The sequence below is a fragment of the Ruegeria sp. CDSC054 genome, assembly GCF_059610645.1.
Genome location: NZ_JBXWOA010000012.1, coordinates 50,898 through 76,369, shown reverse-complemented (window position 1 = coordinate 76,369; position 25,472 = coordinate 50,898). Strand labels below are relative to the sequence as shown.

Annotated in this window: 22 protein-coding genes; 6 read left to right on the top strand and 16 right to left on the bottom strand. The window is 54.6% G+C overall.

The window, feature by feature from the left end; translation table 11 throughout:
* Positions 1-38: 38 nt before the first annotated feature.
* The 5 genes from AC2FGC_RS19020 to AC2FGC_RS19000 all read left to right on the top strand — a co-directional run bounded on the left by AC2FGC_RS19020 (position 39) and on the right by AC2FGC_RS19000 (position 8,558).
* Entirely contained in the window at positions 39-2,576 is a 2,538-nt protein-coding gene (locus AC2FGC_RS19020; RefSeq protein WP_496783157.1) for a hybrid sensor histidine kinase/response regulator, read from the top strand.
* 151 nt (positions 2,577-2,727) lie between these two features.
* The gene (locus AC2FGC_RS19015) at positions 2,728-3,948 is read left to right on the top strand and encodes an NAD-dependent epimerase/dehydratase family protein (protein ID WP_496783155.1); all 1,221 of its coding nucleotides are present in this window, start codon (positions 2,728-2,730) and stop codon (positions 3,946-3,948) included.
* An 85-nt stretch (positions 3,949-4,033) separates the two neighbouring features.
* Positions 4,034-5,581, top strand: a complete 1,548-nt coding sequence (locus AC2FGC_RS19010) for a cellulose biosynthesis cyclic di-GMP-binding regulatory protein BcsB (RefSeq protein WP_496783153.1) — start codon at positions 4,034-4,036, stop codon at positions 5,579-5,581.
* Positions 5,578-7,413, top strand: a complete 1,836-nt coding sequence (locus AC2FGC_RS19005) for a glycosyltransferase family 2 protein (RefSeq protein WP_496783152.1) — start codon at positions 5,578-5,580, stop codon at positions 7,411-7,413. The genes AC2FGC_RS19010 and AC2FGC_RS19005 overlap by 4 nt, the downstream gene beginning before the upstream one ends.
* 71 nt (positions 7,414-7,484) lie before the next feature.
* Complete coding sequence (locus AC2FGC_RS19000; RefSeq protein ID WP_496783150.1) at positions 7,485-8,558, top strand: tetratricopeptide repeat protein; 1,074 nt, start codon at positions 7,485-7,487, stop codon at positions 8,556-8,558.
* Between the two features lie 316 nt (positions 8,559-8,874).
* Here AC2FGC_RS19000 and AC2FGC_RS18995 read toward each other — a convergent pair whose 3' ends face one another.
* The 15 genes from AC2FGC_RS18995 to AC2FGC_RS18925 all read right to left on the bottom strand — a co-directional run bounded on the left by AC2FGC_RS18995 (position 8,875) and on the right by AC2FGC_RS18925 (position 24,304).
* Entirely contained in the window at positions 8,875-9,720 is an 846-nt protein-coding gene (locus AC2FGC_RS18995; protein WP_496783149.1) for a hypothetical protein, read from the bottom strand.
* 129 nt (positions 9,721-9,849) lie between these two features.
* A complete protein-coding gene (locus tag AC2FGC_RS18990) occupies positions 9,850-10,848 on the bottom strand; it encodes an HAD family hydrolase (protein WP_496783147.1) in 999 nt (332 codons plus the stop codon).
* Between the two features lie 74 nt (positions 10,849-10,922).
* Complete coding sequence (locus AC2FGC_RS18985) at positions 10,923-12,569, bottom strand: arylsulfatase (RefSeq protein WP_496783146.1); 1,647 nt, start codon at positions 12,567-12,569, stop codon at positions 10,923-10,925.
* A gap of 108 nt (positions 12,570-12,677) precedes the next feature.
* A protein-coding gene (locus AC2FGC_RS18980; protein WP_496783144.1) for an IS5 family transposase occupies positions 12,678-13,435 on the bottom strand; the annotation gives its coding sequence in 2 pieces (ribosomal slippage) (positions 12,678-13,114 and positions 13,114-13,435; 759 coding nt in all).
* A gap of 109 nt (positions 13,436-13,544) precedes the next feature.
* The gene (locus AC2FGC_RS18975; RefSeq protein ID WP_496725628.1) at positions 13,545-14,555 is read right to left on the bottom strand and encodes a DUF2955 domain-containing protein; all 1,011 of its coding nucleotides are present in this window, start codon (positions 14,553-14,555) and stop codon (positions 13,545-13,547) included.
* Positions 14,545-15,609 (bottom strand): HlyD family secretion protein, encoded by a 1,065-nt coding sequence (locus AC2FGC_RS18970; RefSeq protein WP_496725629.1) that lies wholly within the window; start codon positions 15,607-15,609, stop codon positions 14,545-14,547. The genes AC2FGC_RS18975 and AC2FGC_RS18970 overlap by 11 nt, the downstream gene beginning before the upstream one ends.
* On the bottom strand, positions 15,606-16,685 hold the full coding sequence (locus tag AC2FGC_RS18965) for an AI-2E family transporter (protein ID WP_496769418.1): 1,080 nt from the start codon (positions 16,683-16,685) through the stop codon (positions 15,606-15,608). The genes AC2FGC_RS18970 and AC2FGC_RS18965 overlap by 4 nt, the downstream gene beginning before the upstream one ends.
* 176 nt (positions 16,686-16,861) lie before the next feature.
* The gene (locus AC2FGC_RS18960; RefSeq protein ID WP_234416729.1) at positions 16,862-17,131 is read right to left on the bottom strand and encodes a potassium channel family protein; all 270 of its coding nucleotides are present in this window, start codon (positions 17,129-17,131) and stop codon (positions 16,862-16,864) included.
* 1,051 nt (positions 17,132-18,182) lie between these two features.
* Positions 18,183-19,370, bottom strand: coding sequence for an NnrS family protein (locus AC2FGC_RS18955; RefSeq protein WP_496783142.1), 1,188 nt, complete (start codon positions 19,368-19,370; stop codon positions 18,183-18,185).
* A gap of 9 nt (positions 19,371-19,379) precedes the next feature.
* Entirely contained in the window at positions 19,380-19,553 is a 174-nt protein-coding gene (locus tag AC2FGC_RS18950; RefSeq protein WP_496725632.1) for an NnrT protein, read from the bottom strand.
* Positions 19,554-19,615: 62 nt separating this feature from the next.
* Positions 19,616-19,789 carry a protein NnrT gene (locus tag AC2FGC_RS18945; RefSeq protein WP_496725217.1) on the bottom strand — a complete coding sequence of 58 codons (174 nt, stop codon included), beginning with the start codon at positions 19,787-19,789 and terminating at the stop codon, positions 19,616-19,618.
* A gap of 1 nt (position 19,790) precedes the next feature.
* On the bottom strand, positions 19,791-21,677 hold the full coding sequence (locus AC2FGC_RS18940; RefSeq protein WP_496783140.1) for a nitric oxide reductase activation protein NorD: 1,887 nt from the start codon (positions 21,675-21,677) through the stop codon (positions 19,791-19,793).
* A gap of 5 nt (positions 21,678-21,682) precedes the next feature.
* Positions 21,683-22,477 carry a CbbQ/NirQ/NorQ/GpvN family protein gene (locus AC2FGC_RS18935; RefSeq protein WP_496725634.1) on the bottom strand — a complete coding sequence of 265 codons (795 nt, stop codon included), beginning with the start codon at positions 22,475-22,477 and terminating at the stop codon, positions 21,683-21,685.
* A 3-nt stretch (positions 22,478-22,480) separates the two neighbouring features.
* Positions 22,481-23,830, bottom strand: coding sequence for a cbb3-type cytochrome c oxidase subunit I (locus AC2FGC_RS18930; RefSeq protein ID WP_496725635.1), 1,350 nt, complete (start codon positions 23,828-23,830; stop codon positions 22,481-22,483).
* Positions 23,831-23,851: 21 nt separating this feature from the next.
* Positions 23,852-24,304, bottom strand: a complete 453-nt coding sequence (locus AC2FGC_RS18925; RefSeq protein ID WP_155147961.1) for a c-type cytochrome — start codon at positions 24,302-24,304, stop codon at positions 23,852-23,854.
* Between the two features lie 119 nt (positions 24,305-24,423).
* Between AC2FGC_RS18925 and AC2FGC_RS18920 the strand changes: the two genes are divergently transcribed.
* Positions 24,424-24,639: a DUF1858 domain-containing protein gene (locus AC2FGC_RS18920; protein WP_496725636.1), complete on the top strand. Its 216-nt coding sequence runs from the start codon at positions 24,424-24,426 to the stop codon at positions 24,637-24,639.
* 5 nt (positions 24,640-24,644) lie between these two features.
* Here the strand turns inward: AC2FGC_RS18920 and AC2FGC_RS18915 are convergent, their stop codons facing one another.
* The gene (locus tag AC2FGC_RS18915; RefSeq protein ID WP_496779736.1) at positions 24,645-25,358 is read right to left on the bottom strand and encodes a Crp/Fnr family transcriptional regulator; all 714 of its coding nucleotides are present in this window, start codon (positions 25,356-25,358) and stop codon (positions 24,645-24,647) included.
* Positions 25,359-25,472 lie beyond the last annotated feature (114 nt).

Sequence of the window (25,472 nt, the reverse complement as noted above, 5' to 3'; positions counted from 1 at the left end):
TGAAGGTGCTTACGGTGACCTCAAGCAGGAGGTTGCAATTGAAGCCAGGGTTGAACCGATACCGTCTCTTGGTATTGGCAGGCATCTGCCTGTTGATCATCTTGTTCGCAACAATGGTCTCGAATCTGTTAACACAGGTACGCGACTTGTCGAGCGCTGATGAAGACAACATACAGTGGAGCATTTCGCAGCTTGACATCGAGTTTGCGAACCTCGACGCCGTTCTAACCGAGCAAATTGCTGCACAGACAGGCTTCTCTGACCAATTACAGTTGCGTGCAGATATTGCCTTAAGTCGTTTGAACGTTGTCAATTCTGGGCGGGCTCGCGAAATTTATGGTGACAGTAGCGAAGCGGCTGAATTAATTGAGAAAATCGAGGGCTTTGCGGACGATGCCGTTGCAATTTTGGATTCGTCCGAGCCACTGGACGAAACTGATTTACTTGAGCTGAAACGCTTGGTTCGTGACGTTCGCCCTGTTGTTCGAGAGCTTGCATTGCTGGGCGTCCGGATAGTCGCCGAGCGTTCCGAAGACCGGCGTGCTGAATTGGCCGGCCAGTTGTCTCGAACCGGGGGAATTGCAGTCGGTTTGCTGATCCTTATGGCACTCTTGTTACTCTTCATGGATCGACTTTTGCAGCGCTCCGTTCGCAGGGACGCGGCACTATCTGCATCGTCAAAGCAACTTGCATCGACCGTCGCTGCATCACTAGATGCGATTGTAACTTCAGATAGCTCCGGACGTATTATCGAATTCAACGCTTCGGCCGAGCGCGTTTTTGGTTGGACCCGAGACGAAATTGTTGGGTTGACGATGGAGGACACCTTCATCCCTCAGCGTATGCGCGATGCGCACCACAATGGTATGAAGCGTTACCTAGAAACGGGCGCGCCACGTGTCGTTGATGCCGGCCGTGTCGAGCTTGCCGCTTTGCGCAAAAGTGGCGAAGAGTTCCCAGTCGAACTAAACGTTACAACCACTCATGATGGTGATGACACCAAGTTCATTGCCTACATCCGTGACATCAGCGAGCGTAAGATCAACGAGCAGAAGCTGATTGATGCCCGCGACCGAGCCGAGAGGACGGACAAGGCCAAGTCACAATTCATGACAGTGATGAGCCACGAAATGCGCACCCCCCTGAACGGTATTCTGGGTGTGCTTGATCTGCTTAAGACTACCCCCCTAAACGACCAACAGGCTCGCTATACCCGCATTGCAACATCTTCCAGCGAGGTTTTGCTGGAACATGTGAACGAAGCCCTCGATATCACTCGTATTGAAACGGGCAACCTTCAACTGAACTCCGAAGTCTTTGATCTAACAGACCTAATGCAAGCGTTGGTCGATTTGTTTGAACCGCTCGCCAATGAGAAAAATTTGGCTGTGAAACTCGACATAAACCCTACAATGCAAGGGCCATATCACGGTGATTCCGGGAGAACTCGCCAGGTACTTACCAATCTGATCGGAAACGCAATTAAGTTCACTGAAGATGGCGAAGTCACTTTACGCGTCACCGGCATTCATGGCCCCGAAACCTCTTCACTTCGTATTGAAGTGATCGATACCGGCATCGGAATTCCCGCCGAACAGCACGAACAGGTGTTTGAGGATTTTATTGCCCTCGCGAATAGTGAAGGTCGCCAGGCTCGTGGGGATGGTTTGGGTTTGTCCATCTCTCGTCGCATCGCGCGGGCGATGGGCGGGGATGTGTCCCTAAAAAGTGTCGAAGGTGCGGGATCGGTGTTCATCTTAACTTTGCCTTTAAGACGCACGGAACCTGAGACGCGAGACGACAGTGACAATCTGGCCCAAAACGCCAAGCAAGCGCCCTCATGCAATATCCTTATTGTCGAAGATAACAGCATCAACCGCAGTGTCCTGTGCGACATGCTAACGACCATGGGTCACACTGTACGCGAGGCTGTTAACGGCGAAGGTTGCCTACAAAAAGCCAAGGACGAGGTGTTCGATATCATCTTGATGGACATCAGCATGCCAGTCATGGACGGGATTGAAGCGACCGAACGCTTACGCCGCAGTAACGGGATAAACGCCGGGACACATATTGTCGGATTAACAGCTCATGGGCGCGAAGAATACCGTGAAAGATCTGTAGCTGCGGGTATGGATCGCTTTCATACCAAGCCCATCAGGCTAGAGGCTCTGCAAAATATTGTTGCAGAAGTCAGCTCAAAGCACTTGTCGAAACCGGATACGGCACACTTTCCCGAAGCGCTTTCCGAGATGATCGACTTGTTAGGCAGAGCCAAGGTCGCAAATATCGCGGAGAAATTTCTGTCCGAGATAGCTGCATTTACGGCGGACCTTCGCATAGCGAGCGACCCGCTCGATACGCTGGCTTTTGCAGAAGCAGCCCATAGAGCCAAGGGCGCGGCGTCTCTATTGGGGCAGATTGAACTACACGATGCTTTGGAAAAGCTGGAACTTGACGCGCGCGATGGAAATCTCACGGCAACGCAGATCTGGGCCGAAACACTGGAAGCTGAGGCAGCAAAGTCCAAATCGGTACTTGATGGGGCCATCAACCGCCACGCCAACACCCCATAGGCCTATCCGCCCTACCCGTTGGGATAGCTGCCCCAGCCTTAATCTCCCCAATCTATACTCTCGCACCCCGGCACGTTTCGCTCCGGGCCTCTACAACTGAGTTCATCTTGAACAGGGTCGCCTGGAGGGGCCCGTGCAGAGGAACATCAAAATGAAAGATTCAAAAAAAATCATAGTGGTCGGTGGCGACGGATTCTGTGGCTGGCCAACGGCGCTCCACTTATCAAATCTGGGTCATAACATTACTATCGTCGACAACATGTCGCGCCGTGAAATTGATGCGGCGTTGGGCTCTGACAGCCTGACGCCAATTGCCTCCATGGATGATCGACTTGCCGCATGGAAAGAGCATTCAGGCAATACCATTGCATTTGAAAACATCGACATTGCACAGGATTTTGGCGCCGTCACCACTTTGCTGGACACGATCAAACCAGACACCATTGTGCACTTTGGCGAGCAACGCGCCGCACCATATTCGATGAAGGGTGTCGGTGAGAAACGCTACACAGTCGACAACAACATTTCGGGCACTCACAACTTACTGGCGGCATCGGTCGCTCTGGGTTTAGACCCACACTTCGTCCACCTCGGGACTATGGGCGTCTATGGATACGATGATGACGGGTTGGAAATTCCTGAAGGCTACTTGCCGGTCTATGTCCCCGGTGACGATAAGCAGATCACGAAGCGTGATATCTTGTACCCGACCAACCCCGGCAGCGTGTACCATCTGACCAAATCCATGGATCAACTGCTGTTCCAGTTCTACGCAAAAAACGACCGGTTGCGCATTACTGACCTGCACCAAGGCATCGTTTGGGGAACTCAAACGGACGAGACTAAACTGGACGAGCGCCTGATAAATCGCTTCGACTATGACGGAGATTACGGAACGGTATTGAACCGCTTTTTGATGCAGGCCGTCGTTGGTCACCCGCTGACGGTGCACGGAACAGGTGGCCAGACACGGGCGTTCATCCATATTCAGGACACTGTGAAGTGCCTTGCCCTGGCCGTTGAAAATCCGCCTGAAAAGGACGGCAAAGTTGCAATCCTAAACCAGATGACTGAAACACATACCGTGCGCGAGCTAGCCAAACTGGTTGCAGATATTTCCGACGCGCGGATAGCCAACGTGGACAACCCACGCAACGAAGCCGCTGAAAATGATCTGCGAGTTTCGAACAAAACCTTTCTCTCATTGGGGCTGAAGCCGATCACACTGGCCGAAGGGTTGATCGACGAAACACAAAAGATAGCTGCAAAATACGCCGGCCGGTGCATTCACAAGATGATCCCATGTGTTTCAACCTGGACCCACAAACAACGGCCCGGCGTTGTCTTTCCAAAGGCACACAAAGTGGCCTAACCCTCTGCACCGCCCGTGTTGGTCCCGCTTGGAGGTGGGGTCAGCGCGATCGTTTACTTAAAACCATAAAATTACAGTGAAAAACATGCGCATGATTGGCATTGGGCTCATGGGATTTCTTTTGGCAGGCATAGCCCTCCTGCTATCGACAATGAACATTCTGGAACAAGGAAAACGCTACCTCCATGAAGTAACGTCCGGCCCGCAACTGGTGTTTGAGCACCGCACACCCGCCCAAGCGCAGGATGTGTACGAAGCCGTGGTTATGCGTGCCGATCCGGACCATCCGGTCATTTTATCCGGTTTTCCCGCCTACCAGAGCGTCACATTCATAATGCCAGTGGATGCACGCCCGACGTCTGGATACCTCCAAATCGATGCAACGTCTCAGGTTCTGGATGGGGTTGAAGGGGTGCTGCGCATCTCCATCAACAACACCCGCCGAGGCGAGATGCTGCTGCGTTCAGGCGAGGTGGGACGTTCCCTGCAAATTCCTCTTTCACAGGCGGACTTTGCAGGGAACCAACTGGTCGTTTCTTTCTCGCTGCAGGGCACTGGCCCTCAAATCCAGTGTGGTTCGCAGGACGGTTTCGAAGCCGTTGTTGAGATTGAGACGACCAGCGCCGTTTTTTTGACGCTGGATCGGCCACTGCACAGTGTACGCGATCAGGTGCATGCCTGGGGTCATGTCGTGCGTGTTGCTTGGCCCGACTGGCTGAAAAAGGACGAACAGCTTCGCCGCTTGGTGTTGGCAACCCAGTTCCAGCGAAGGGGCCTTGCAACCGTGTTTGCTCCGTCCCCACAAGAACCAGCCTTAAACACACTCGAGCTACGCACGGTACTTCCAGCCTTTCCTGAAACCGATGTACGTGGGCGAACGATGGGCGCGTTGGCACTAAAAGGAACGAATGGCGGTTTGCGCCGCTTTTACAGACAAGCTGTATGGCGTGAGCGTTTCGATTTGGGAGGGCGCAGCGGACAGTACATACCCAGCCAGTTGGACCTGCGCATGCAGCTTGGGCACCTCATGCATGGTCAGAATTGGTCGCTCACCGTGACGCTGAACAACCGACTTGTTTTTCAAGAACACACCAAAGGGTCTAACGCCGAGTACCAAACGTTAATTGACCTCCCGGTTGATATTCAGGTCGCCACAAATACGCTCGAAGTAGTGGCGACAACGACCGCTCAGAAAGACGGCGTGTGTGATCAGGGCCCTGAACTGGTGGCGGAGTTACTACCACATTCCCGTTTGATCGCTAGTGACATGCCCTTTGCCAACGCAATGTCCGAACTACACACCGCCTTGCATAGTGTTGGGCCGGTCAACATTGCCGTTACTTCAGAACTGACCGCGCCGGACGCTGCCGCGGCAAGCCGCATGTTGGACCTAGTGGTACCGGCTGGCGTTGAACTCAAACCGGCTGGAAGGAAGGTTCACATCAATGTTCTGGGCCCAGGTCACCCTGCCCCGCTTTTACCTCATGCTGGCACCACCTGGTTAGTCACGCTAGTCAGTGCCACCCAAGGCTTGTCCATTAGAAAACTATTGCCGAACGAACCAATGTCGCATGTCGGCCTTGCACTGCTGGTGACGCCCGCCGCCCCGGTACTACCGGAGGCAAAAGGATGAGTGACCTTGATGACAAGCGCGAACAGATCAACTTTGTCTCGGTCGACAGCGCACCCAAACGTTTTGCCGGATCGGTTTCAGAATGGCAGGCACCCAAGATGCTGGCGGTGTTTGCGATGCTTGCCACAACACAACTTTGGATCGTGAACACTGATTTTGTCGCACAGGTGTTTCCAAACCGTGACTATGTGTTTTCGGCCCATTCGGGGCGGCACTCCATTGCGATCCGGATTTTCCTGATCTCGTTCTTTGTTGCTTTTGCTGCATTCAGCTCCGGCGATTTCCGTGGGCGTTCGATGTTTGGCCTGGATCTGGTACTGACCTTCCTGGCAGGCTGCGCGGTATTCGATCTGGCAAATGTCATGGCAGAAGACACCCTCGGATCATCCTTCTCCCTGCATTTCAGTGCCATTGCGTCTGGTTTGTTCGGCTTTGCGGTGTATTCGTTCAAACTGCTGGAGCGTGGTTTCATGCCGGCCCGCATACGTGTCCAACATATTCCAGTTAGTCAGATGCGTGCCTTGTTGCGCCTTGGTGTCACAATTGCCATCGCGGCAGGAGTCGCGATGTGGGTTGGCGGTTTGGATCTGCATGTGGTCGAAGTGATGCGCAGCCTGACGCTGTTGGGTGGCATTGGTCCGGGCGTATTTCTGTTCCTGCCCGTGCTTTTTGGGCAACTTTATGTGCTTGCTATCTACGATGTGGCGACCGCCAAGAAACCCAAGTTTAATCCACCCGTCTCGGTCATCGTGCCCGCGCATAATGAGTCTTACATTATAAAAGACACGATCAACGCGATGGATCGCGCTGCACAACATTATGGTGGCGAAGTTAACGTTCTAATCATGAACAACAATTCGACCGACGACACAGAAGAAATCGCGCGCGAGACACTCTTGTCATGCAAGGCCGCAAAGGGGCGCGTGATCAATGTTCCGAAGCCCGGCAAATCTAACGCTCTCAACGCAGGTCTTGATGCCTGCGAGACCGAGTTTCTTGTGCGTGTCGATGCCGACACTCTTGTGGGCAAAGATAACTTTTCCCGAGCTATGCCATACTTCACAGATCCCTCCGTAGGTGTTGTAGGCGGCGTGCCTGTACCACCAGGTGGAGCCCTTTTTGACCGGGCTCGCCTGTTGGAAGTTCTTGTGAAGCACGGCTTTTACTCAGTTGCCATGGGGGCAGTGAACGGCGTTGTGGGTATCCCCGGCATGTTCGTCGTCTACCGCACGCAACACCCACGCCAACTGGGCGGTTTTGTTGAAGGGATGAATGGTGAAGACACCGACATCTCGCTCCGCATTGGTGAGTTGGGCTTCCACTCGGTTGTTGATCCCAAAATCCGCTACATCTCTGAAGTGCCGTCATCTTACAGCCATATGCGTGAGCAACGCATGCGCTGGTTCCGCTCAATCTATCACATCTCGTCGCGCTGTCGGGACCTGATCTATGGACCAAACGTGACTTTGAGGGGGAAGGTTATCCTACCCTACATGCTGGTAAACTCCGCACGCCGCGCGATGCTTGTCCCCTTGATAATCTTTGGGGTCCTTGAGTGGGGCGTCGCGTTTAACGAAAATACCCCTATCGTATGGCAATCCATCGTGGCCGTGACCACAGGTGCGCCTGCGATCGTGGCAGTGGTTGCTTCGCTGCTAAACGGTGTGCCGCGCGGCGTCCTTGCGCTACCAGAATACCTGATCTTTCGGGTCTTGCGGGCCTATTTCACACTCGAATCCATGCTCAGCATTTTGATCGATATCCGCGCCGAAAACCTTGAGCTCGCGATCCGACGCGACATCGTTCCCGACAAGCCCATACGCGTAGCATGATGACGACATTTCATTCTCTGCCACAGAAGATTGGCCGACACCAACCACGAGACGCAGTAGAGGAGCGTAAAATGAGACAAATAGCTTTGGCCGCTACCTTAGCTTTGATTTTGGCAAGTGTGGGCGCTGCACAGGAACAACGCTTACAATTCAAGGCTCTTATCAAGCAAGAGCAGGCCGATCCAGTTGCGGTGCATGCCGCAATGACGTCATTGGCAGAAAGTGGGTACGCTCCAGCAATAGATCGGGTCGGATACTATTTCCGAAATGGGATCGGCTCGCAAAAAGATCTAAAAGCAGCGCGTCAATGGTATGCGAGCGCCGTCGATGCTGGTCACCCTTGGTCCACTGCATCTCTGGCACGAGTTGAAATGGAGATGGGGCGGGGTGACGTTGCATTGGAGCTCCTCCGGGCTGGCGCTCGCGACAACCAACCCGGCGCAGAACGGCTTTTGGCAACGGCACACATTGATCGAAAGTTAGGCGCTGCTTCAGACGTCAATCAGGGACGAGCGATCTTGGAGCGTATAGCGGAGAGCGGTGATCAAAACGCAGCGCGCGATTTAGTGGTGCGCATAAACTGGAAACGTTTAAGAGGACCGGCGCCTGATACAGCCGTAGAGCAAGTTGTGCGTGCAGGCCTTGGGGGTGACGCGAGATACGCCGCAGTTGCACTGGTCTATCTGTCTTCGCAGCCTGATAGAAGCGAAGAGGCTATTCAAACACGTGCAATGCTCGCCGAAGTTCCAGGCATTTCTGATCGGGTGTTGTCGCCAGAACTGATTAAGCTTGCCGCAGAAATAAACCCCACTCAATTCTGGTTGGAAGTCGAAGATATTCTTGAAGACACTCAACCAGAAAACTACGCCAAGGCAGCAAGCACGGCCTTTTGGATCAACAAGAATGCGTGGGTTCGCGTGTTACAGAAAGAACTTCGCGCTTTCGGGTATTATCAAGGTCGGATCGATGGGATGATGACCACACGTACAATCAAGGCACAGAACCGTTTTTGCAGGGATCGCGATCTTTGGTCAATTTGCGCATCAGGTCCACTGCGCGGAGCAACTGTACGGACCATGGCAGGTGCAATTGCACAGGAAAAACATACCGGCAAAATTGACAATATTGCGCATCCGGGTTCGTGAAATGGGGCGGAGTAAATGGGAGGTTTTAGGCATTCAGGTACGGACTTTTGCGATCCGACCGAAGAGTTCCGAGCGCGCACCTCGTTTTGGCCTCGGAGAAACACAACTACTTGGTGTTTCACTTCGCCGCTACTAGCCATTAACGTCGCTGAAGGGGTGTTATGTGAAGCGATCCCTGCTTGAATGGTCTGCTCCCCTGCGAAGCTAACGCACCATCACTTATATCTTTCTGGCACCAGACATTGATCCCAATTGTAGAGAACGGCCGCCTTGAGCCCAAAGCGGACGACGTGGAGGCAGAAAAATAGTATTAGCTTCAAAACTGTGTATTGAAGCCCGCAAATATCTGCCACTTTGGCTGACCTGTCCCCTTGCTCGCGACGGAGTACTGCGGTTCGACAAAGACGTTGTAGGTGATCTCTTTCTTGCCAAAAACTTGCCCGATACCTAAGCCGATTGGCACATTGTAACTGTCTGTTTCGAAGTCGTAGGTCATGATTGGTGCTGACCTTAAGTAGGTTCCTCCACCGAGTTGATAGAACAGGAAGGGTTGAAAGGCTCCGATGTTTACGTCCTTTGCATCGCTGTCGCCGGCAAAACTTGCTTGCCACGTGAGTAGGTAACCGTATTGGAACTTCGGAGAAGACGCATTGAACAACACATTTGCAATGCCAGCTGACCATTTCTTTGATCCCGACCCGTCTGTCGAGCCAGTCGGAGCTGTTAATTGTGGGCCGACACCAAAGCTTAAGGCCGGATTTCCGGTATCGATCAGGTAAGCAGCAAACACATTTAGGTCACCAACACCTGTCGATTTTCCGTCCGGCCCGGGGAATGAATTGACGGGTAGAGAAGCTCTCAAGATCCAATTGGATTCCCCCAAACTCACCGGTTGCGCATATCTTAGCCAAAACTGATTACCTGTCTGATCCGTTCCTGAAATATCGCCAATGTAGTAGTTTTGCACATTGACGGCCTTGAAGTTTGCCAGGGGATTATTCGCTTGGGCTGCGGCTGATGCCGCGTCGTTCTCTTGTGCTTCCGCGCGGTTAGCTGGTGCTGTCAATACACCCAGAACAACGAAAAGACTTGTGCATATCCTGATAAGGAAATCTCGGGTCGAACCTAAAGTTGTGGATGGTATCTTCGGGGTAGTATCCATTTTGCTTCTCCTTTGCGAAGTCACATCGTCACTATAAACTGCGTAATCGGGCGACTATGCGGGTTGGCAACATACGATTGAGGCGACAAAGAGCGCCTCGCGAGTTTACTTCAGAGCTAGCCAATAGGATCATTCCGACCCGTCTGCCCGGACCTTATTCCAATCCTTTACCATATCCACCACCGCCCAATCTTCCTCGGTTGCAAGCGGCATGACTTTGTCTGTGTGTTTGTCATAGGCATACTCCCGATCTTCGTCGGTGTGATGCACCAGTATGGACATTCCGCCGCCCAATGCTGTGTTTTGCAGCATCTGTTGATCACCGTTAGAGTTTCCCGCTGCAAATATGGGTGTGCGGCCGATAACCTTTTGGATCAGGCGTGGTTTTCCATCCCAGTTGTTCAAGTGATCGGCGCGATAGGTTCGTACAAACTGCGGCTCGCCGTTTTCGATTACGAATTCCTCGCGCACGGAGGTGCCGAACACGCGTTGTGGTGGAATGCCATAAAGGTCGTCAGAGACAACTCTTAAGAAAGCACCTTCATCGGCGGTAATTTTATAAACGGTGAATTGGTTTGCTTCTAGATAGCGTATCAGCTCCAGCATCGGCTGGTAGATCAGCCCTTCAATGCCAACTCCTAGCTCAGGATGTTTGAAATTCGCCGCGAAATCTTGCGCCCAACTTGCGTAGTCTGCCGCAGACAACCCGCCAAATGGCGCAGCAAACAACTGACTGGCGAGGCTTTCATATTCCGAATTGGCATATAGCTGCTTGAAATACGCAACATCTTTTTTGGCTACCGATTTCCAGGGCTCTCGCTTTACGAGTGTTTTATCAGCCTCAATTTGCCGTTTGATCTCCGAAAAAATGCCAAATGCGTGAATGTACATTGGCTTTTCAGTCCACAGCGTTCCGTCATTGTAAAAGACGGCAAAACGCTGCTCCGCGGGGGTGTATTTGTCTGAGTCAGGATCAATTGTCTCTTGGACAAACGCGATAATCGCCTGTTTGGTTACACCGTCGTTCCATGATGCAAGCGGGTCCGCAATCGCTTTCGTAGAAAGTGCAACGGCAATCACTGCTCCAAACAAAAAGGCAGAGACTGGGCTGCAAAATCGCGTCTTCATCCGGACCTCCGAAAAGTGGGTATTCCAATCTTTTCTGAGTACGGGGCGAAGTATGACGCCCCGCACCTAGGCATTTAGTTTCCGGATGGAACTCCGATGCTGAACCCTTGTGCCTTCAACTGGTCGCGAACTTGTTCAAAACGACCATACTGACTCAATGTGAGCGGTCCTGTGTAAGTTTCACTTTGAAGCGGGCGTGGGGGATACTCCACGTAGGACTTGACCGCATCGGCCATCACGACATTGAACGTAGGCATAGTCCAAGTGTTTTCACGACCGCTAGTCATGAAGATGTCATAGCGCTCCATCGGGTCTTCCCACAGGTTAAAGACCTGAGGAACGGTCGCGACGTACTTTTGGGCACCGCGCCAGCCCAGTTCCGCTGCTGGCGCCTCGGAGCCCGCACGAGCACCGTTGTCGCCACGAATATTGAACACGGCCTTCCATGGGCCCACGCGAATTGCGCCCGGCGACAGTTCGTTCTCTGTGAAGTACAACCAAAAATCGCGCTGGGGATCGGCCTCGCCAAACAGCACCGGGGCCATATCGATACTGTCGAAGTTCATCGGCTGGCCATCACGGTCTTCTGTAGGAAGTTCTGTTCCGGCCAGATGGGCAAACGTCGCCATCAGATCAGTTCCGCCAACGATGTCAGATGACTTGGAACCCGCTTCGATCTTGCCTTTCCACTTGAAGAAAGCGGGAACGCGCCAACCGCCTTCGCGGTCCGTCCCCTTGGTTCCACGAAATGGTGTCATCCCACTGTCAGGATGAACATCCTGCCAGGCGCGGTTATCGACGGTATAGATGATCAAGGTGTTGTCTTCGATTCCCAGGTCTTTGACTTTACCCAGAAGCTTTCCTGTGACGCTGTCCAGTTCGACCACTTTATCGCCGAACTTGTTTTTCACATCCGACGCACCTTCGAAGTCAGGAGAAGGAAGGTTCGGCTGGTGGTTCGCTGCAAAGTTAACTGACATGAAGAACGGCGCATCAAGGGCAGCCAACCTTTCCAATTCCGCCACGCCTTTGTCTGCTGTGACTTGATCAAGATTGGCCAGATCTGCTGTGGTCATATCCTTAATCGTAAGGACCTCAACCGCCGCTTCGCCAGCGTCGCCCTCCAAAACACCGATAGTGTTGTCCACAAAGAACTTCTTTTGGTCCGGTGTCATCTGTGGAAACCAGTCGGGCAGCGCGTAGGTGAAGGCATTCAGATGATAGAGGAAAACGTTTTCCATCTTGTCGTAGCCATGCGCGTTGGGTAACGCATAGTCGGATTCACCCAGATGCCATTTGCCAGAGAAATACGTATTGTAACCAGCTTCTTTCAGCACCGAAGCGAGCGTCCATTCGGCTGCTGGCAGACCTCCGCCTTGTCCCTGGAACGCAACCGTCGTCATGCCAGAGCGGTTCGGATAGCGTCCGGTTTGCATCGCGGCGCGACCCGGTGTGCAGGATGCCTGAGCATAGAAATCAGTGAACATCATGCCTTCTTTGGCAAGCTGATCCAGGTTGGGCGTATCCATGCCCCGTGCTTTACCGCCGTTATACGCCCCGAGGTCCCAGTAGCCGGTGTCGTCGGACACGATCATTAGGATGTTGGGTTTCGACCCATATGTAGAAAGGGATGAAGGATCAAAATCGTCCGCTTTGGTAGACGTAGAAATTCCAAAGGAAATTGCGGCAGTAAGTGCTGCTGGTAGCATTAATCTCGGCATCAGTTTCCTCCCTAGGCACCGAATCGTATTTTCAAATTTAGATGTTTAAAAACGAAACATGGAATAACACGCAAATTTGAAATTGTGGCATTAGGTTAGGGTCAGGACTCATAGCCAATAGATGACGGTAGCCGCCAGTGCGATGGCTGAGAGGAAGACGTTTGGGCACCTGTCGTATCGGGTTGCCACTCGCCGCCAATCTTTCAGCCTTCCGAACATGATCTCGATCCGATTGCGACGTTTGTAGCGGCGCTTGTCGTACTTCACCGCTTTCTTCCGCTGCTTCCGGCCTGGGATGCACGAGCGTATACCTTTGTCTTTCAATGCTTCCCGGAACCAATCAGCATCATATCCGCGATCCCCAAGCAGCCATTCGACATCTGGCAGGCTGCTCAACAATGCCCGTGCGTCGATATAATCGCTGACCTGCCCGGCCGTCACAAACAAGTTGAGTGGGCGTCCCTTGCTGTCGCAGATAGCGTGCAGCTTCGTGTTCATGCGACCCTTGGTCCGACCGATCAGGCGTCCACGCCCCCCTTTTTGACGCCCAAACTGGTCGCTGTGCGGTGTGCCTTCAGGTAGGTCGCATCTATCATCACGGTCTTATCTTCGCCGTGCTCAGCGGCCAATCCGGCCATCATCCGGGCGAAGATGCCCTTGCCGCTCCAACGTTTCCAGCGGTTGTAGAGCGTCTTGTGCGGGCCGAATTCCTTCGGCGCATCGCGCCAGCGCAAGCCATTGCGATTAATGAAGACTATCCCGCTCAACACCCCCCGGTCATCGACGCGGGGTTTGCCGTGAGACTTTGGGAAGAAGGGCTCAAGACGCGCCATCTGGGCGTCGGTCAACCAAAATAGATCAGACATGTTCGCCGCTCGTTTTTCGAACCGTGAATCACGCAACCCCGCAGAAATCAATGGGTCCTGACACTAGAAATTCTATCTCTTTCAGAACCATGCCACATCGCAACTAACTTCATTGAGCCGCTTGGCGCTCTTTCTCCGGCCAAAATTCATCCACCACAACATATGCGATGATTACAAAAAAAGCGGCGCTGGCAACTTGCAATACGCGAGTGATGCTCTTGACGTCAGCCTCGTCTGAAAACGGTGCAACCGACCCGCCATATACAATCAGAGCCGTTGTAATAGCGGAACCGGCGGCGGCGGCGAGCGGGACTTTTGACTTTCCAAGTGCTCCGAGTGTTAGGCAAAAGAAAAAACACAGCAAAATGGGGGTGAGAATAACCGGAGCTATTACGTTTATCTCATAACAAATGATGGATACTGCCGCCCCAAGAAGGTTTGCCGTCAGCATAGCCTTTGCAACTGTTTTGCCTGCAGCGGGCATTGCCGCGAGTTGCTGGCTCAGCAGGGCGACAAAAAACAAAACTAGTAATGCAGATGCGCCGGAAACAAAAAACGCCAAGGCAAACGGCACTGTTACAAGCGACATCCTGACTATTCGGCGATGTGGGTCGAAGTTCGACGACGATGCGGCCTTCTTCTGGGCCGCTGATTGAGGTTCGGCGGGGATCAGCACGAACATTAGCGTCGATACGAAGCCCGCAAACAGCAGATTCAAAGGTATCCAGTACACAAGCACCAAGGCCAGATCCTGGGATTGCAGAACCAAATTTGGGATCATCAATGCTCCCATGAGAGCGATGACACCTGGTAAAACTCCGGCGCCAGAAACTGACCACATGAAAGACAGGATTATTCCAATGGCCACCAGAATGAGAAAAACAAGAGGATATGGTGAGAAGATTGACGACACCAGGAACGAAATGAACATCAATCCAATCGAAAAAACAAACAGCTTAGCAAATGCTGCCAGAGGCAATGCGGCGGGCGCCTGCAAAAACAGTGCGGCGAACACCGCCCCAACGACGGCGAGTGGCCAGCCAAGAAACAAGCCCAAGGAAAAGACGCCGGTAACGCCCACCGCAAGCCGGGCGACAGAGCGTTGGTCCTCAATACGCATAGGACAGTATTGAAACCACGCGGATGTAGGTGCGGCCTACCAGGTTCAGCAATGAGTTGTCACTTAGATACATGATCACATCGGCCTGCCCGTTCAACTGAAAGCGAAGATCATCTTCGGCACTTCCAGCTTCATAGCCCGGCAATACGATCCTGACTGGGAACCTTTCCGGCTCCCGCAAGAAACCTTTGGTACTGGGCGGACTCGCCAGTTGCCCGGGCACATCACCGCCACTTAGGGAAACGGCCGCGCTAAAGCTCTCAATGACGCCAGGAACAATCTGACCGGGATGCATATCCAAAACCACATCAACCGGAGACCCTACCGAAGCTCTTCCTAGGTTGTTCTCGGTAAAATACGCCTCGATCCAGACGTCAGTCGCGTCCAGAAATGTCAACAGATCCTGACCGGATCGCGCATACGTTCCAGGGGCTATCAACAGATTAGAGATCACGCCTGTCGCCGGAGCACGCAGTTCAGTCCATTCCAGGTTCAGTTCCGCATCCGCCAAGGCCGCCAACGCGCGCTGGATTTTCGGGTTTTCAATCCCATCGTCACCAAGCCTCTGTTTTGCTTTTTCCAGATCCGCTTTTGCGTTCTCATAGTTTGCCTCGGACTCTGCCAGTTGCCCTCGCGCATCATCGGCCTTAGTGACGGCGATCAACCCTTTCTTTTCGAGCGCAAATACGCGTTCCGTCTGAATGCGCATTGTATCCAGATCGCTTTGCGCCCTTGCGAGTTTGGCCTGTGCCGCTCTTACCTCTGCCGAAGATGCACCCACCTCTTGAGTGGCTGCCTCGAGATCAGCTTCCGCCTTGTCGCGCTGAATCTCGTAGGGTCGCGCGTCGATCCGGACAAGGACATCTCCGGCCGAGACAACCTCACCGTTTTCGACCAAAACTTCAGTCACAGTGCCAGTCACCTGCGGGACGATCTGGGTCGCCACGGCTTTTACTCTGGCGTTCCCGGTAAATGGTGTTTTCCGATCAGCGACCAGGTACCAGACAAGGAAAATCAGAATGACAGCCAGGGTTGTCCATATTGTCTTCCTCATTTCGCCGCACCTTCAGCAGCGCCCTCGGCTTCGGGCGAGGTATCAATCCAAACTTTGAATAGCTCATAGAAAACAGCGAAGAGAACCGGCCCCATAAAGACGCCGATCAAACCGTACGCCATCATACCTCCGAGAACACCGATGAGGATGACCAACATGGGAGTCTCAAGGCCTTTTGAAATGAATACGGGTCTTAGGAAACTGTCCATTATCATGACTGGAACGGCCAAAACGGTGAAGATCAAAGCAGTTCCGCCAGACATGGAACTCCATGCGTAAATAATAACCGGTATAAGAACCAATCCGGGCCCGATTTGGATAATCGAAAGTATCAGGCAGATAAATGCCAGCGTGGCGGCCGAAGAAATCCCAAACAAAGCCAACAGTATCCAAACGCAGACCGCCTGAATGGCTGCTACACCAATCACGCCTTTTGTCACGTTCCTAATAGTTGCGCCTGCCAGTGTTACGAATTCACCGCCGCGCGGTGCGAAGACACGGTTTGCAAAGCGCTGAAGACCCTGGACCAAACTTGGCCCGGGGCTGAACAAAGCCCCCATAATCAGTACGGAAAGAGCTAAACCAAGCAGCCCGATTCCGATGCCCAGCACCTTTCCGAAGAGCGATTTGGTGATCTCAAGGATTTGCGTGCCGTATTTTGCAAGCGCGCCGTCAAGATTGCGCTCAAACATCCCCCAGACATCGGCTATTTTGTCTCCCACCAAGGGCAACTCCTTGAGACCCTCTGGCGCAGGTGGGACTTTCAAGTCACCTTTGTCTGCTTGTTCCGCGAATTCAGACCCAAGTTCTGCGGCACCAGACACCGCGGTAGCGACTGGCCCGAGGGTCAGAACAAGGCCCAGCAAAACCAAGATCGTCGTGGCAAGTTTTTTCCGCCCTCCCAGCTTGGACTGAAGCCAATCAAATGCCGGATATAGCGCCACACAGAGGATCGTTGCCCAGATAACCACGCTCGCAAGCGGGGCCACCATGACCAGGGCGCTGTAGAGGAATAGTCCGAGAAAGAGCAATCGTATTGCCAGATCGACAATCTTTGCGTCCTGTGTCTTTTCCATTCCATCCCTCCATGTGTTTTTCGAATGTTACACTCAAAAAACATAATATGTACATTTTTTTGAATTTTAGTGATCATCTATCAGCTTGAAGACACTAATGAATCCGAGCCACGGCTTGAGGTGCCCAGTCAAACCAATGCCTGGGCATGAACTCGACTTGGCCGAATTGGGATAATCTACTTGTCCGCTTTTTTGTCGTCCTGGGACAAGATTGTATCCGCCACTGTGGTCGCCGCGGTCACGAAGACACCGAGGCCCACGACGATGTAAATCATTGTGAAGATCTTCCCTGCCGCGGTTTCGGGTGAGAAGTCACCAAACCCCACGGTCGAAATGGTCACGACAGAAAAGTAGATTGAGTCGAGCCAACTCCAACCTTCGACAAAGTGGTAAAAGACCGAGGCCCATAAAATCATTCCAACTGTGAAGGCAAGAATGCCTTTCACTCTACCGTCTTTGAGAGCGACGCCTATCCCACGTGTTATTCTGGTTAGTGAATTCATCATGTCCTCATTCTTTGATGAATTCACACATAGCAGTAATTAGATAAATATGGAAAACCGGAGGCACTTGGCTGCCTGCCGCTTGAAGCTTACGTCGTGCCGCCTTGGTCAAAGCTCATGCAGCGCATCCGCTTTAGCTAGGGTCCTGACCCTACACCGCACGACTCATGATCTCCGTGGTGTGCATAGCGTTCATTTCGAAGTGAGATTATTTCATCATGTGCATGCTTATGTTCCTCTGGGACGTTTTTTCTAACGTACTTTGTCACTCCGGTAGTGGATGAAAACAGCCGTCCATACGAAATCACAAAGGCGGCGGTCATTGCCTCAATTTCCATTAACGATGGAAGTGAAACTGTAGTTCTGTCGACTTCCACCTTATTCAGATCAAGCCAGTCGAGATAGAACTTAAGTTGATGCACTGTCATGATATTGGTTGTTGTCATTCTGAGTCGGTTGATGTCCCGTTTATTCTCATTAATGACGTCGGCTGCGTCTTCTTGGGTGAAGCTCCTTGTTACGTCTCCGTTAGTATGGTCAAAATATACCCTACGTTCACACCACTGAAACCAAAGTCTGCATTGGGCTCACTGCCGATGTTCTCTGTGGTGAGCTTGAATATGTCCTTTGAGCCCTTACTTGACCTTGGACAACACCTAAAGTCTCGCTCGTGCAGCAAGTCGCGAACCGCACATTCCAGACGTTCAGAACGAGGTGGCAAATAGCAGGTGAGCAGACAAAGAGGTCCTTCGCTATGGTGGATTAAACGACCGCTATTGATGCGGTCTTACAAAACGGGGAAAATTTTTTTAATTTTCAACGATCAAAGACCGCTTCCCAAACATGTTTGCGGAAATATTTGGTTGCAACTAATCGTTTCACGTCCTCGCCTTTCTTCCATTTTCCAGAGCCAGGGCCGGCGTGCAAACTTTGACTCGATAGTTCCGGATGGTTTGGAGCGCTATAGTTTCGGTCGCACGGCAGTTTCCAAGCGTTAGCCTGTTTTTGTGGAGCGGACCAAAAGAGGAGCGTAGCACAAAACAAACCCACCAAAAGACAGAAGCCAGAAGATGCCCGAAAGATCGGTTAGGCTCGGTACTTTATCAGCGAATAGCCGCGCGGCAACTGCCACCAAAAGCGCAAAATAGATTGTAACCGTCATACGGTCTGCGCGCAGTGGACGGCCGGTGTGGCCCAAAGTGGCTCTGGTCATGACGGCAAGTGTCATCCCGCCGATAGCGCCAACCATCCAAAGATGTTGTGCTGCAGCAAGCCCGGAGCTGCCCGATAATATGGCCGCTCCCAGCGCAAATGCACCCAATGGAATGAAAGCGTAACAGACATGCAGCATCCAAAGCAGCGGTTCTGGTGCGGTCTGATGACCTTGCCAACGCAATAGACGTACCAGATGGAGGACACTCAGCAAAAGAAGCAGCACAGCGGAGACTTTCAGGGCCGGCTGAACCGCCCACAGCATTAGAATTGCCATCGTCGCCACAAGCACGACTTTGTCAAATGACTGCATCGGAGGCGCCGGGAGTTTATTGTGCTGCCGCTGAACCAACCAGTTGCGCGTGAACGAAGGGATGATCCGACCGCCAATTACTGCAACCATCATCAATGCAGTGGCGAGCCCCATACGTAACCCAATGCCTTGGGCTGCAAAGCCGCCACGTGCGTTCTCGATGTGGAACAGCGCGTTTGCAATCGTGAACAGGGCCAGCAACCCCAGAACCAACAGATTGCGCCAGTTCCCGCCTGCCACGATCTCACGCAATATCAGCCCGCCAAGGATTATCGGAAATATCAGATCAATGGCGGCGGCCCATCCAAGCGGAAGGAATGCAGAGGTCAGAACCGCGACGCGTCCTGCACACCAGATCGCAAAAAGCGCGATCAGAGGCCAGCCCACCAGAGGCAATCGACCGGTCCAGTTTGGCACTGCGGTCAGCAGAAATCCTGCGAGCACAGCACCAAGGTAGCCAAACAAAAAAGCGTGGGCGTGCCACGATACCGGATCAAACCGCGTAGGCAATGTCAGCACACCAGACAATATCAGGATCCAAAGCAGCATGGACAGCACAGCCCAGACCGAAGCGAACAGGAAGAACGGGCGAAATCCGTAACTGAACAGCGCCAGTCCACGCCAGGCGCGCATCTGTTGCATTGATGAGTTTGCCACAGCTAATCCCTAGCCCTCTGTTCTGCCATCGGCGATATCCATCAGGTGCCGTATGTGACTGGCAAAATACCATGTCGCAGGTCCACCAATTACACAGCCCAACGCGATGGACCATCCGGTCGACAGAACCGGTCCGCCTATCCAGCTGAATATCAGAGACAAGAAGAAAACGTTAACTGCCATGGCGCCTGCCCCTAACGGGTACAGAACCAGGGTAATACGGGTAACTGTCCAACTCTCCTGGGTCATCGGCGCGACACCAGCCAATGCACAACCCCCAGCGCGGCGATCAACGTGACGCTGCCAACTGCGAACCAGAACTCGGCGGTAGCGGATTGGGCCTGCGGGATCGGGCGGTCAAAACTTTCGGCCCAAACCGGGGATGCGAGAAGGGTCAGGAAAAAGGGAAGGACACGCATGTCAAGTTTCCTTTGTCAGAGTGCGATAAATATCGGGCAATGCCCGGGTTAGCCGTTCGGGGTTGGGCAGCAGGGTGAAACCGCCGCGCCCGAAGATGCGCGCGAACCAGTCCTGCCCGTCTTCGTCGATGACGACGCCATGCAGGCTCTGCCCTGCGCGTCGGGCTTCGCGGACGGCCATGTGACTGTCTTCGATCCCGTGCTGGCCCTCGTAATGATCAAGGTCGTTGGGCTTGCCGTCGGTCAGCACGATGAGCAGCTTGTGGGCCGAGGGTTCCTCGGCCAGTTGCGCGCTGACATGCCGGATGGCGGCGCCCAGCCGTGTGTAGTGGCCCGGCTTCAGCGCGCCAATATTGGCGGTGATGTCGGGGCTCATGGGGGTGTCGAAGGTCTTGCAGCGGGTCAGGAACACCCGGTCGCGGCGCAGTGAGGAAAAGCCCCAGATGCCCAGCCGGTCACCCGCCGCGTCGATGCCTGCGGCCAGCGCGCCGATCGCCTCGCGCGCCACTTCGATAACCGAGGTGTCGCCGATAGCGGCTTCGGTCGAGCGGGAATTGTCGATCAGGAAGGCGACCGACAGATCACGCTCGGTCTGGCGCACGGCCTGCCAGATGCGGTCGGAACCGCGCCCGGTTGCGGCCAGATCCGCCCGTGTGGTCAGCAGGGCATCGAGGTCAAGCTCCGATCCGTCGACCTGCCTCGGCTGTTTGATGCGGCGCGGGCGCAGGGCTTCGAACTGGCGGCGCACTTCGCGGACGCGGCGCTCGTTCGGGTGGAAGGGATGCGCGGCGTCGGGCTGAGCCGGGGCATCCAGCACGCGGCAGTGCCCCTCCATGTAGGAGCGCGCGCGGTGGTTCCATTCGGGATAGGTATGCTCACCGGCCAAGGCTTCGTGATCGGCATCGGCGGGGGAAAGGTCGAGATGCAGGCGCAGGCGCGTTGCCGCCTTGCGATGCTGTTTCGACAGAATGATCTGGTCCTGATCCTCGGCCGCTTTCTGGGCGTTCTCGTCATCGTCGTCATCGACGCTGCGGTTGATATTCATCGACTCGACCCAGGACAGGATCGATTCAAAGCGGTGGATGATGAAGCTGTCTTTTCGGTTCTGCTGATCCTGATCCTTGCGGTGGCCCAGTTTCCGGCTCGTAAGTGCGGCATTGGGCGGAGGGGCCGCAGGGTCGGCCTGTTCTTCGGTTGCCGCCGCACCCGATCCGGGGCGGGAAAAACGCAGCCAGATCGGTACCGGCGCAAAGGGTTCATAGCCGCGCGAAGTGGTTTCGGCGCCGATTGCCGGTGTTGCGCCGCAAAGCTGGTCGCGGATCGCGGTTTCGATCTGTGCCTCAGGCGTGGGGCGCATCACGTCGAGCCGTGTGGCGGCGCAGTGTTCTGCCATCCGGGCGTAGTCACCGCGCAGGCCAGGGCAGCTTGCATAGGCCCGGTCGGCGGCTGCGGCATTGGCGCGAATTTGTGCCCCGTCCAAGACAGCGCCATCCCCTTCAAGATCGAAATCGGTCACTTCGCTGACCGCCGCCAGCGCGGTCAGCCAGAAATAGGCGGCGCGGTTCAGGTGTGGCTCGGGGAAGGCAGCGATGACCGGGGGGAGCGACAGGCGTTCGCCGTCATACCCCGCCACCCATTCCCGGTCCCGCTCAGCCCCCAGATTGCGGCGCACCGGACGGCGGTGGCGCACCAGCGTCGCGGGGGCCTCGGCCAGTTCCACGCCGGGCGCTCCGCCCAGCGCACGGAACAGGACCGCAAGGCTGGGTCGGACCGAGGCAAGGGAAACACCGGCCTCGGGGTAGCTGACATGCGCCGCGATCCCGCTGGCCACCTCGTGCCAGAGATTGCCAACGGTTTCTTCGGGTTCCATGAGATCGAGAAGTCGCATGACGCTTATCCGTAAATGGTGGCAACCAGATCGCGCAGTGCCTGCTGCATGTCGGCCTCATCGGTCAGGGGTTCGACAATGGCGGCCTCGATCGCCTGATTGACCCCCATGCCCCCGGCCATCAGCGTGGCGGCATAGATCAGCAGACGGGTCGAGACACCCTCTTCGAGGTCCATGCCCGACAGCGCCCGGATATGACCGCCCAGACGTACCAGAGGCGCGACGCGTCCGGGTTCAAGGCGGCTTTCGCGGGCCACTACGGCAATCTCGATCTCTTCGTTGGGGAAGTCGAACGAGATGGACAGGAACCGCTGCCGGGTCGAGGGTTTCAGCCGCTTCAGCACGTTCTGGTAACCGGGGTTGTAGGAGGCCACGAGCATGAAGCCCGGTGGTGCCACCAGTTCTTCCCCTGTGCGGTCGATCATCAGTGTCCGGCGCGTATCGGTGAGCGGGTGCAGCACCACGGTCACGTCCTTGCGGGCCTCGACCACCTCATCGAGGTAGCAGATGCCGCCCTCGCGCACCGCACGGGTGAGCGGGCCATCGACCCAGACGGTTTCCCCGCCTTTGAGCAGGTAGCGCCCGATCAGGTCGGCCGCCGACAGGTCGTCATGGCAGGCAACGGTATAAAGCGGTTTGCCCATCTTGGCCGCCATATGTTCGACAAAGCGCGTCTTGCCGCAGCCGGTCGGCCCCTTCAGAAGAAGGGGCAAACCATTGTCATAGGCCGTCTCGAACAGCTCGCATTCACGCGCGACGGGCTGATAGAACGGCAGGGTCGGAGGTGTTTGCATGTTCATGGCTTACTCTCCGGGAACCGAGTCTGCGGCGCCGGGCGTGATGATCTCTTGCTTGCGCACGACCAGCATCGAGTAGATGAACAGCAACGCACCGATCACCACGGCAGCACCGGCGCCGAACCGCATCAGATAGAAGATCGACAGGGCGTCCTGCACGTCCATGTAATAGTCACCGACCACCCGCTGCATATGGGTCTGGATGGTGCCTGCGAAGGTCAGCACGAAGGTCATGAACGCCATGCCGCCGGTCATCAGCCAGAACGAGGCCATGTTCAGCACCTGATTATAGGGCGCCCTGCCCCGCAGCATCGGCATCGCGTAGGTGAAGACCGCCAGGTTCAGCGCCACATAGGCCCCGTAAAAGGCAAGGTGGCCGTGGGCTGCGGTGATCTGCGTGCCGTGGCTGTAGAAGTTTACCCCATGCAGGGTGTGCAGGAAGCCCCAGACACCGGCGCCAAAGAAGGCCACGGTGGACGACCCCAGCGACCACAATAGTGCGGCTTTGTTCGGGTGGTTCTTGCGGCCCTTCCAGACCATGACGAAGGCAAAGCTCATCATCAGGAAGAAGGGGATCACCTCGAAGGTCGAGAAGATCGAACCGATCCACTGCCAGTAGCCCGGCAGACCGATCCAGTAGAAATGGTGTCCGGTGCCGAGGATGCCGGAAAACAGAGCGGTGGCGACGATGACATAGAGCCATTTCTCCACCACTTCACGGTCCACACCTGTCAGCTTGAGCAGCAGGAAGGCGAGGATAGCGGCCATAACCAGTTCCCAGGTCGCTTCGACCCACAGGTGCACGACGAACCACCAGTACATTTTGTCGAGACTCAGGTTGTCCGGGTTGATGAACGCAAACACCCAGAGCAGCGACAGCAGCCACAGGCCCATCAGCAACACATTGGTGATTGCCGTCTTCTTGCCCGCCAGGACGGTCATCGAGACGTTGAACAGAAAGATCAGCGCCGCAACAAGGATGCCGAACTTGACCCACAGGGGCTGTTCAAGAAACTCACGCCCGCCATGGATGCCCACCAGATATGAGCCGACCGCGCCAAGCGTCCCCACCAGCAGGATGATGAGTTGCAGATAGGCCAGTTTGACCGAGTAAATCTCGCGCTCGGATTCCTCGGGGATGAGGAAATACGCCGCCCCGAAGAAGCCCAGCAGCAGCCAGACGATCAGCGCGTTGGTGTGGATCATGCGGATGATGTTGAATGGCAGAAGTTCGGACAGGAAGTTGGGCGAGACATAGATCCAACCCGCCAGAAGCCCGCCCAGCACCTGAATGCCGAACAGGGCTATTGCGGCCAGAAAATAGTAATACGCCACTTTTTGAGATTGGTATTTCATGTGATTTCTCCTTCGTGCCGCTTAGCCAGCGTCATTGGGCGGCCAGCCCTGCGTGTCGGTCTGATCCGCCCAGCGCAGGAACTCGGCGAGGCCGCGCATCTCTTCTTCGGTCAGATCGAAATAGGGCATCTGGCGTCGTCCCTCGACGCCCGAGGGCTGCGCCTTCATCCAGCCATCGAGGATTTCATAGGCGTCCTCGGGCGAGTCCATGACGTCCCAGCGGGTCATCACGTTGCCCAGCTCGGGGGCGAAATATGCACCCTCGCCATGCAGGCTGTGGCAGTTGATGCAAGAATGGCGTTCCCAGACATGTTTGCCCAGAACGACCTCTTCGCTGAGTTCCATGCCTGCGGTTGACGTATTAACCACGTAACGGTGGCTGTGGACGGTCATCGCCACGAAGATCACGACGAAAAAGATCGAGCCCCCGTAGAAGATGTTTCGCGCCCGCGATTTGGTTAAGATTTCAGCCATGCGTCGGCCTCCTTCAGATCGGGATGCCTATTGCTAGCCCGAGCGAAGAAGGCACTGTTTGCGCCAGCGCAACGTTTGGAACGGTTCCAAGCCTAAAGTCGAGGGTGAGAGGAACCCCAATGCCTTGCCCGAACATTGACGATCCAGACCTGACGCTTGCGGATCTTATGGCGCAATGGCCGCAGACAATGCGTGTTTTCCTAAAGCATGGAATGTTATGTGTCGGATGCCTGGTGAACCCGTTTCACACCATCTCAGATGCCTGTCTGGAATACGATCTGGATGAAACGGCCTTTTTGGAAGAGCTGAAGAGCGCAATTTCTAGCTGTGCCTGACCGGACTAACCTTGGCTGAGCTCGACCAGCGCGTGTGGATCACATACTTTGATGCGCTTGCGTTTGCTTTCAACGATACCTTGCTTTTCCCATGCGCTCAGCAATCGGCTGACCGTATGCAGGGTGGTCGCAGTAAGCTCTGAAAGATCCTGTCGGGTGATGGGGAAATCAATCTCAATCCCATCCTCCACCTTGCGACCAGTCTGATTGATCAGACGTAACAGCGCGTTAGCCACGCGCTGTTCCACCTGTTGCGTCGCAAGCTCCACAATACGGGTGTTCATTTCTCCTACACGGTGGCCAACCGTCTTGTAGGTTTCAGTGGCGAAGCCGTCATATTCGGTGACGAAAGTATCCCACAGTCTGGTGGGCCAGCTCAGCGCGATGGACTCCGTCGCCGTGACTGCCGTGGCCGGATAAGTCTCGCGCCCGATCGCCTTTGCAATTCCCAGAAGTTGGCCTGCAGGGATATGCAACGCGGTGACCTGTTCACCGGTCTGCGTAACCCGCACCACTCGGACATAGCCATCCAGCAACATGAAGAAACGATCGGCCGGGTCTTCTTCTTCAAAGATATGCGCGCCCGCTTCATAGCGGCGCGAACTGGCCTGATCCAGAATCGTGCGGATTTGCCGACGATCCAGTTTTGAAAATGGTGGCAAATGCGTCAGCAGGCTTTCATCAAGCCGCGGCAATATTTTCTTGGCTGCTTCCATCATGGCTTACCTGATTTGGCACAATCACAGCCGCAAAACCAGATCGTAACGGTCAGTGTTTCCCGAAAACGCACCAAACCTTGCGCCAGCGCAAATTTCAGATCGCGGAAATCAATA

Bases quoted from the DNA above. Each gene is read 5' to 3' on its own strand.
- AC2FGC_RS19015 (WP_496783155.1), top strand. From the start codon at position 2,728: ATGAAAGATTCAAAAAAAATCATAGTGGTCGGTGGCGACGGATTCTGT.
- AC2FGC_RS19010 (WP_496783153.1), top strand. From the start codon at position 4,034: ATGCGCATGATTGGCATTGGGCTCATGGGATTTCTTTTGGCAGGCATA.
- AC2FGC_RS19005 (WP_496783152.1), top strand. From the start codon at position 5,578: ATGAGTGACCTTGATGACAAGCGCGAACAGATCAACTTTGTCTCGGTC.
- AC2FGC_RS19000 (WP_496783150.1), top strand. From the start codon at position 7,485: ATGAGACAAATAGCTTTGGCCGCTACCTTAGCTTTGATTTTGGCAAGT.
- AC2FGC_RS18995 (WP_496783149.1), bottom strand. From the start codon at position 9,720: ATGGATACTACCCCGAAGATACCATCCACAACTTTAGGTTCGACCCGA.
- AC2FGC_RS18990 (WP_496783147.1), bottom strand. From the start codon at position 10,848: ATGAAGACGCGATTTTGCAGCCCAGTCTCTGCCTTTTTGTTTGGAGCA.
- AC2FGC_RS18985 (WP_496783146.1), bottom strand. From the start codon at position 12,569: ATGCCGAGATTAATGCTACCAGCAGCACTTACTGCCGCAATTTCCTTT.
- AC2FGC_RS18975 (WP_496725628.1), bottom strand. From the start codon at position 14,555: ATGCGTATTGAGGACCAACGCTCTGTCGCCCGGCTTGCGGTGGGCGTT.
- AC2FGC_RS18970 (WP_496725629.1), bottom strand. From the start codon at position 15,609: ATGAGGAAGACAATATGGACAACCCTGGCTGTCATTCTGATTTTCCTT.
- AC2FGC_RS18965 (WP_496769418.1), bottom strand. From the start codon at position 16,685: ATGGAAAAGACACAGGACGCAAAGATTGTCGATCTGGCAATACGATTG.
- AC2FGC_RS18950 (WP_496725632.1), bottom strand. From the start codon at position 19,553: ATGGCAGTTAACGTTTTCTTCTTGTCTCTGATATTCAGCTGGATAGGC.
- AC2FGC_RS18945 (WP_496725217.1), bottom strand. From the start codon at position 19,789: ATGCGTGTCCTTCCCTTTTTCCTGACCCTTCTCGCATCCCCGGTTTGG.
- AC2FGC_RS18940 (WP_496783140.1), bottom strand. From the start codon at position 21,677: ATGCGACTTCTCGATCTCATGGAACCCGAAGAAACCGTTGGCAATCTC.
- AC2FGC_RS18935 (WP_496725634.1), bottom strand. From the start codon at position 22,477: ATGAACATGCAAACACCTCCGACCCTGCCGTTCTATCAGCCCGTCGCG.
- AC2FGC_RS18930 (WP_496725635.1), bottom strand. From the start codon at position 23,830: ATGAAATACCAATCTCAAAAAGTGGCGTATTACTATTTTCTGGCCGCA.
- AC2FGC_RS18925 (WP_155147961.1), bottom strand. From the start codon at position 24,304: ATGGCTGAAATCTTAACCAAATCGCGGGCGCGAAACATCTTCTACGGG.
- AC2FGC_RS18920 (WP_496725636.1), top strand. From the start codon at position 24,424: ATGCCTTGCCCGAACATTGACGATCCAGACCTGACGCTTGCGGATCTT.
- AC2FGC_RS18915 (WP_496779736.1), bottom strand. From the start codon at position 25,358: ATGATGGAAGCAGCCAAGAAAATATTGCCGCGGCTTGATGAAAGCCTG.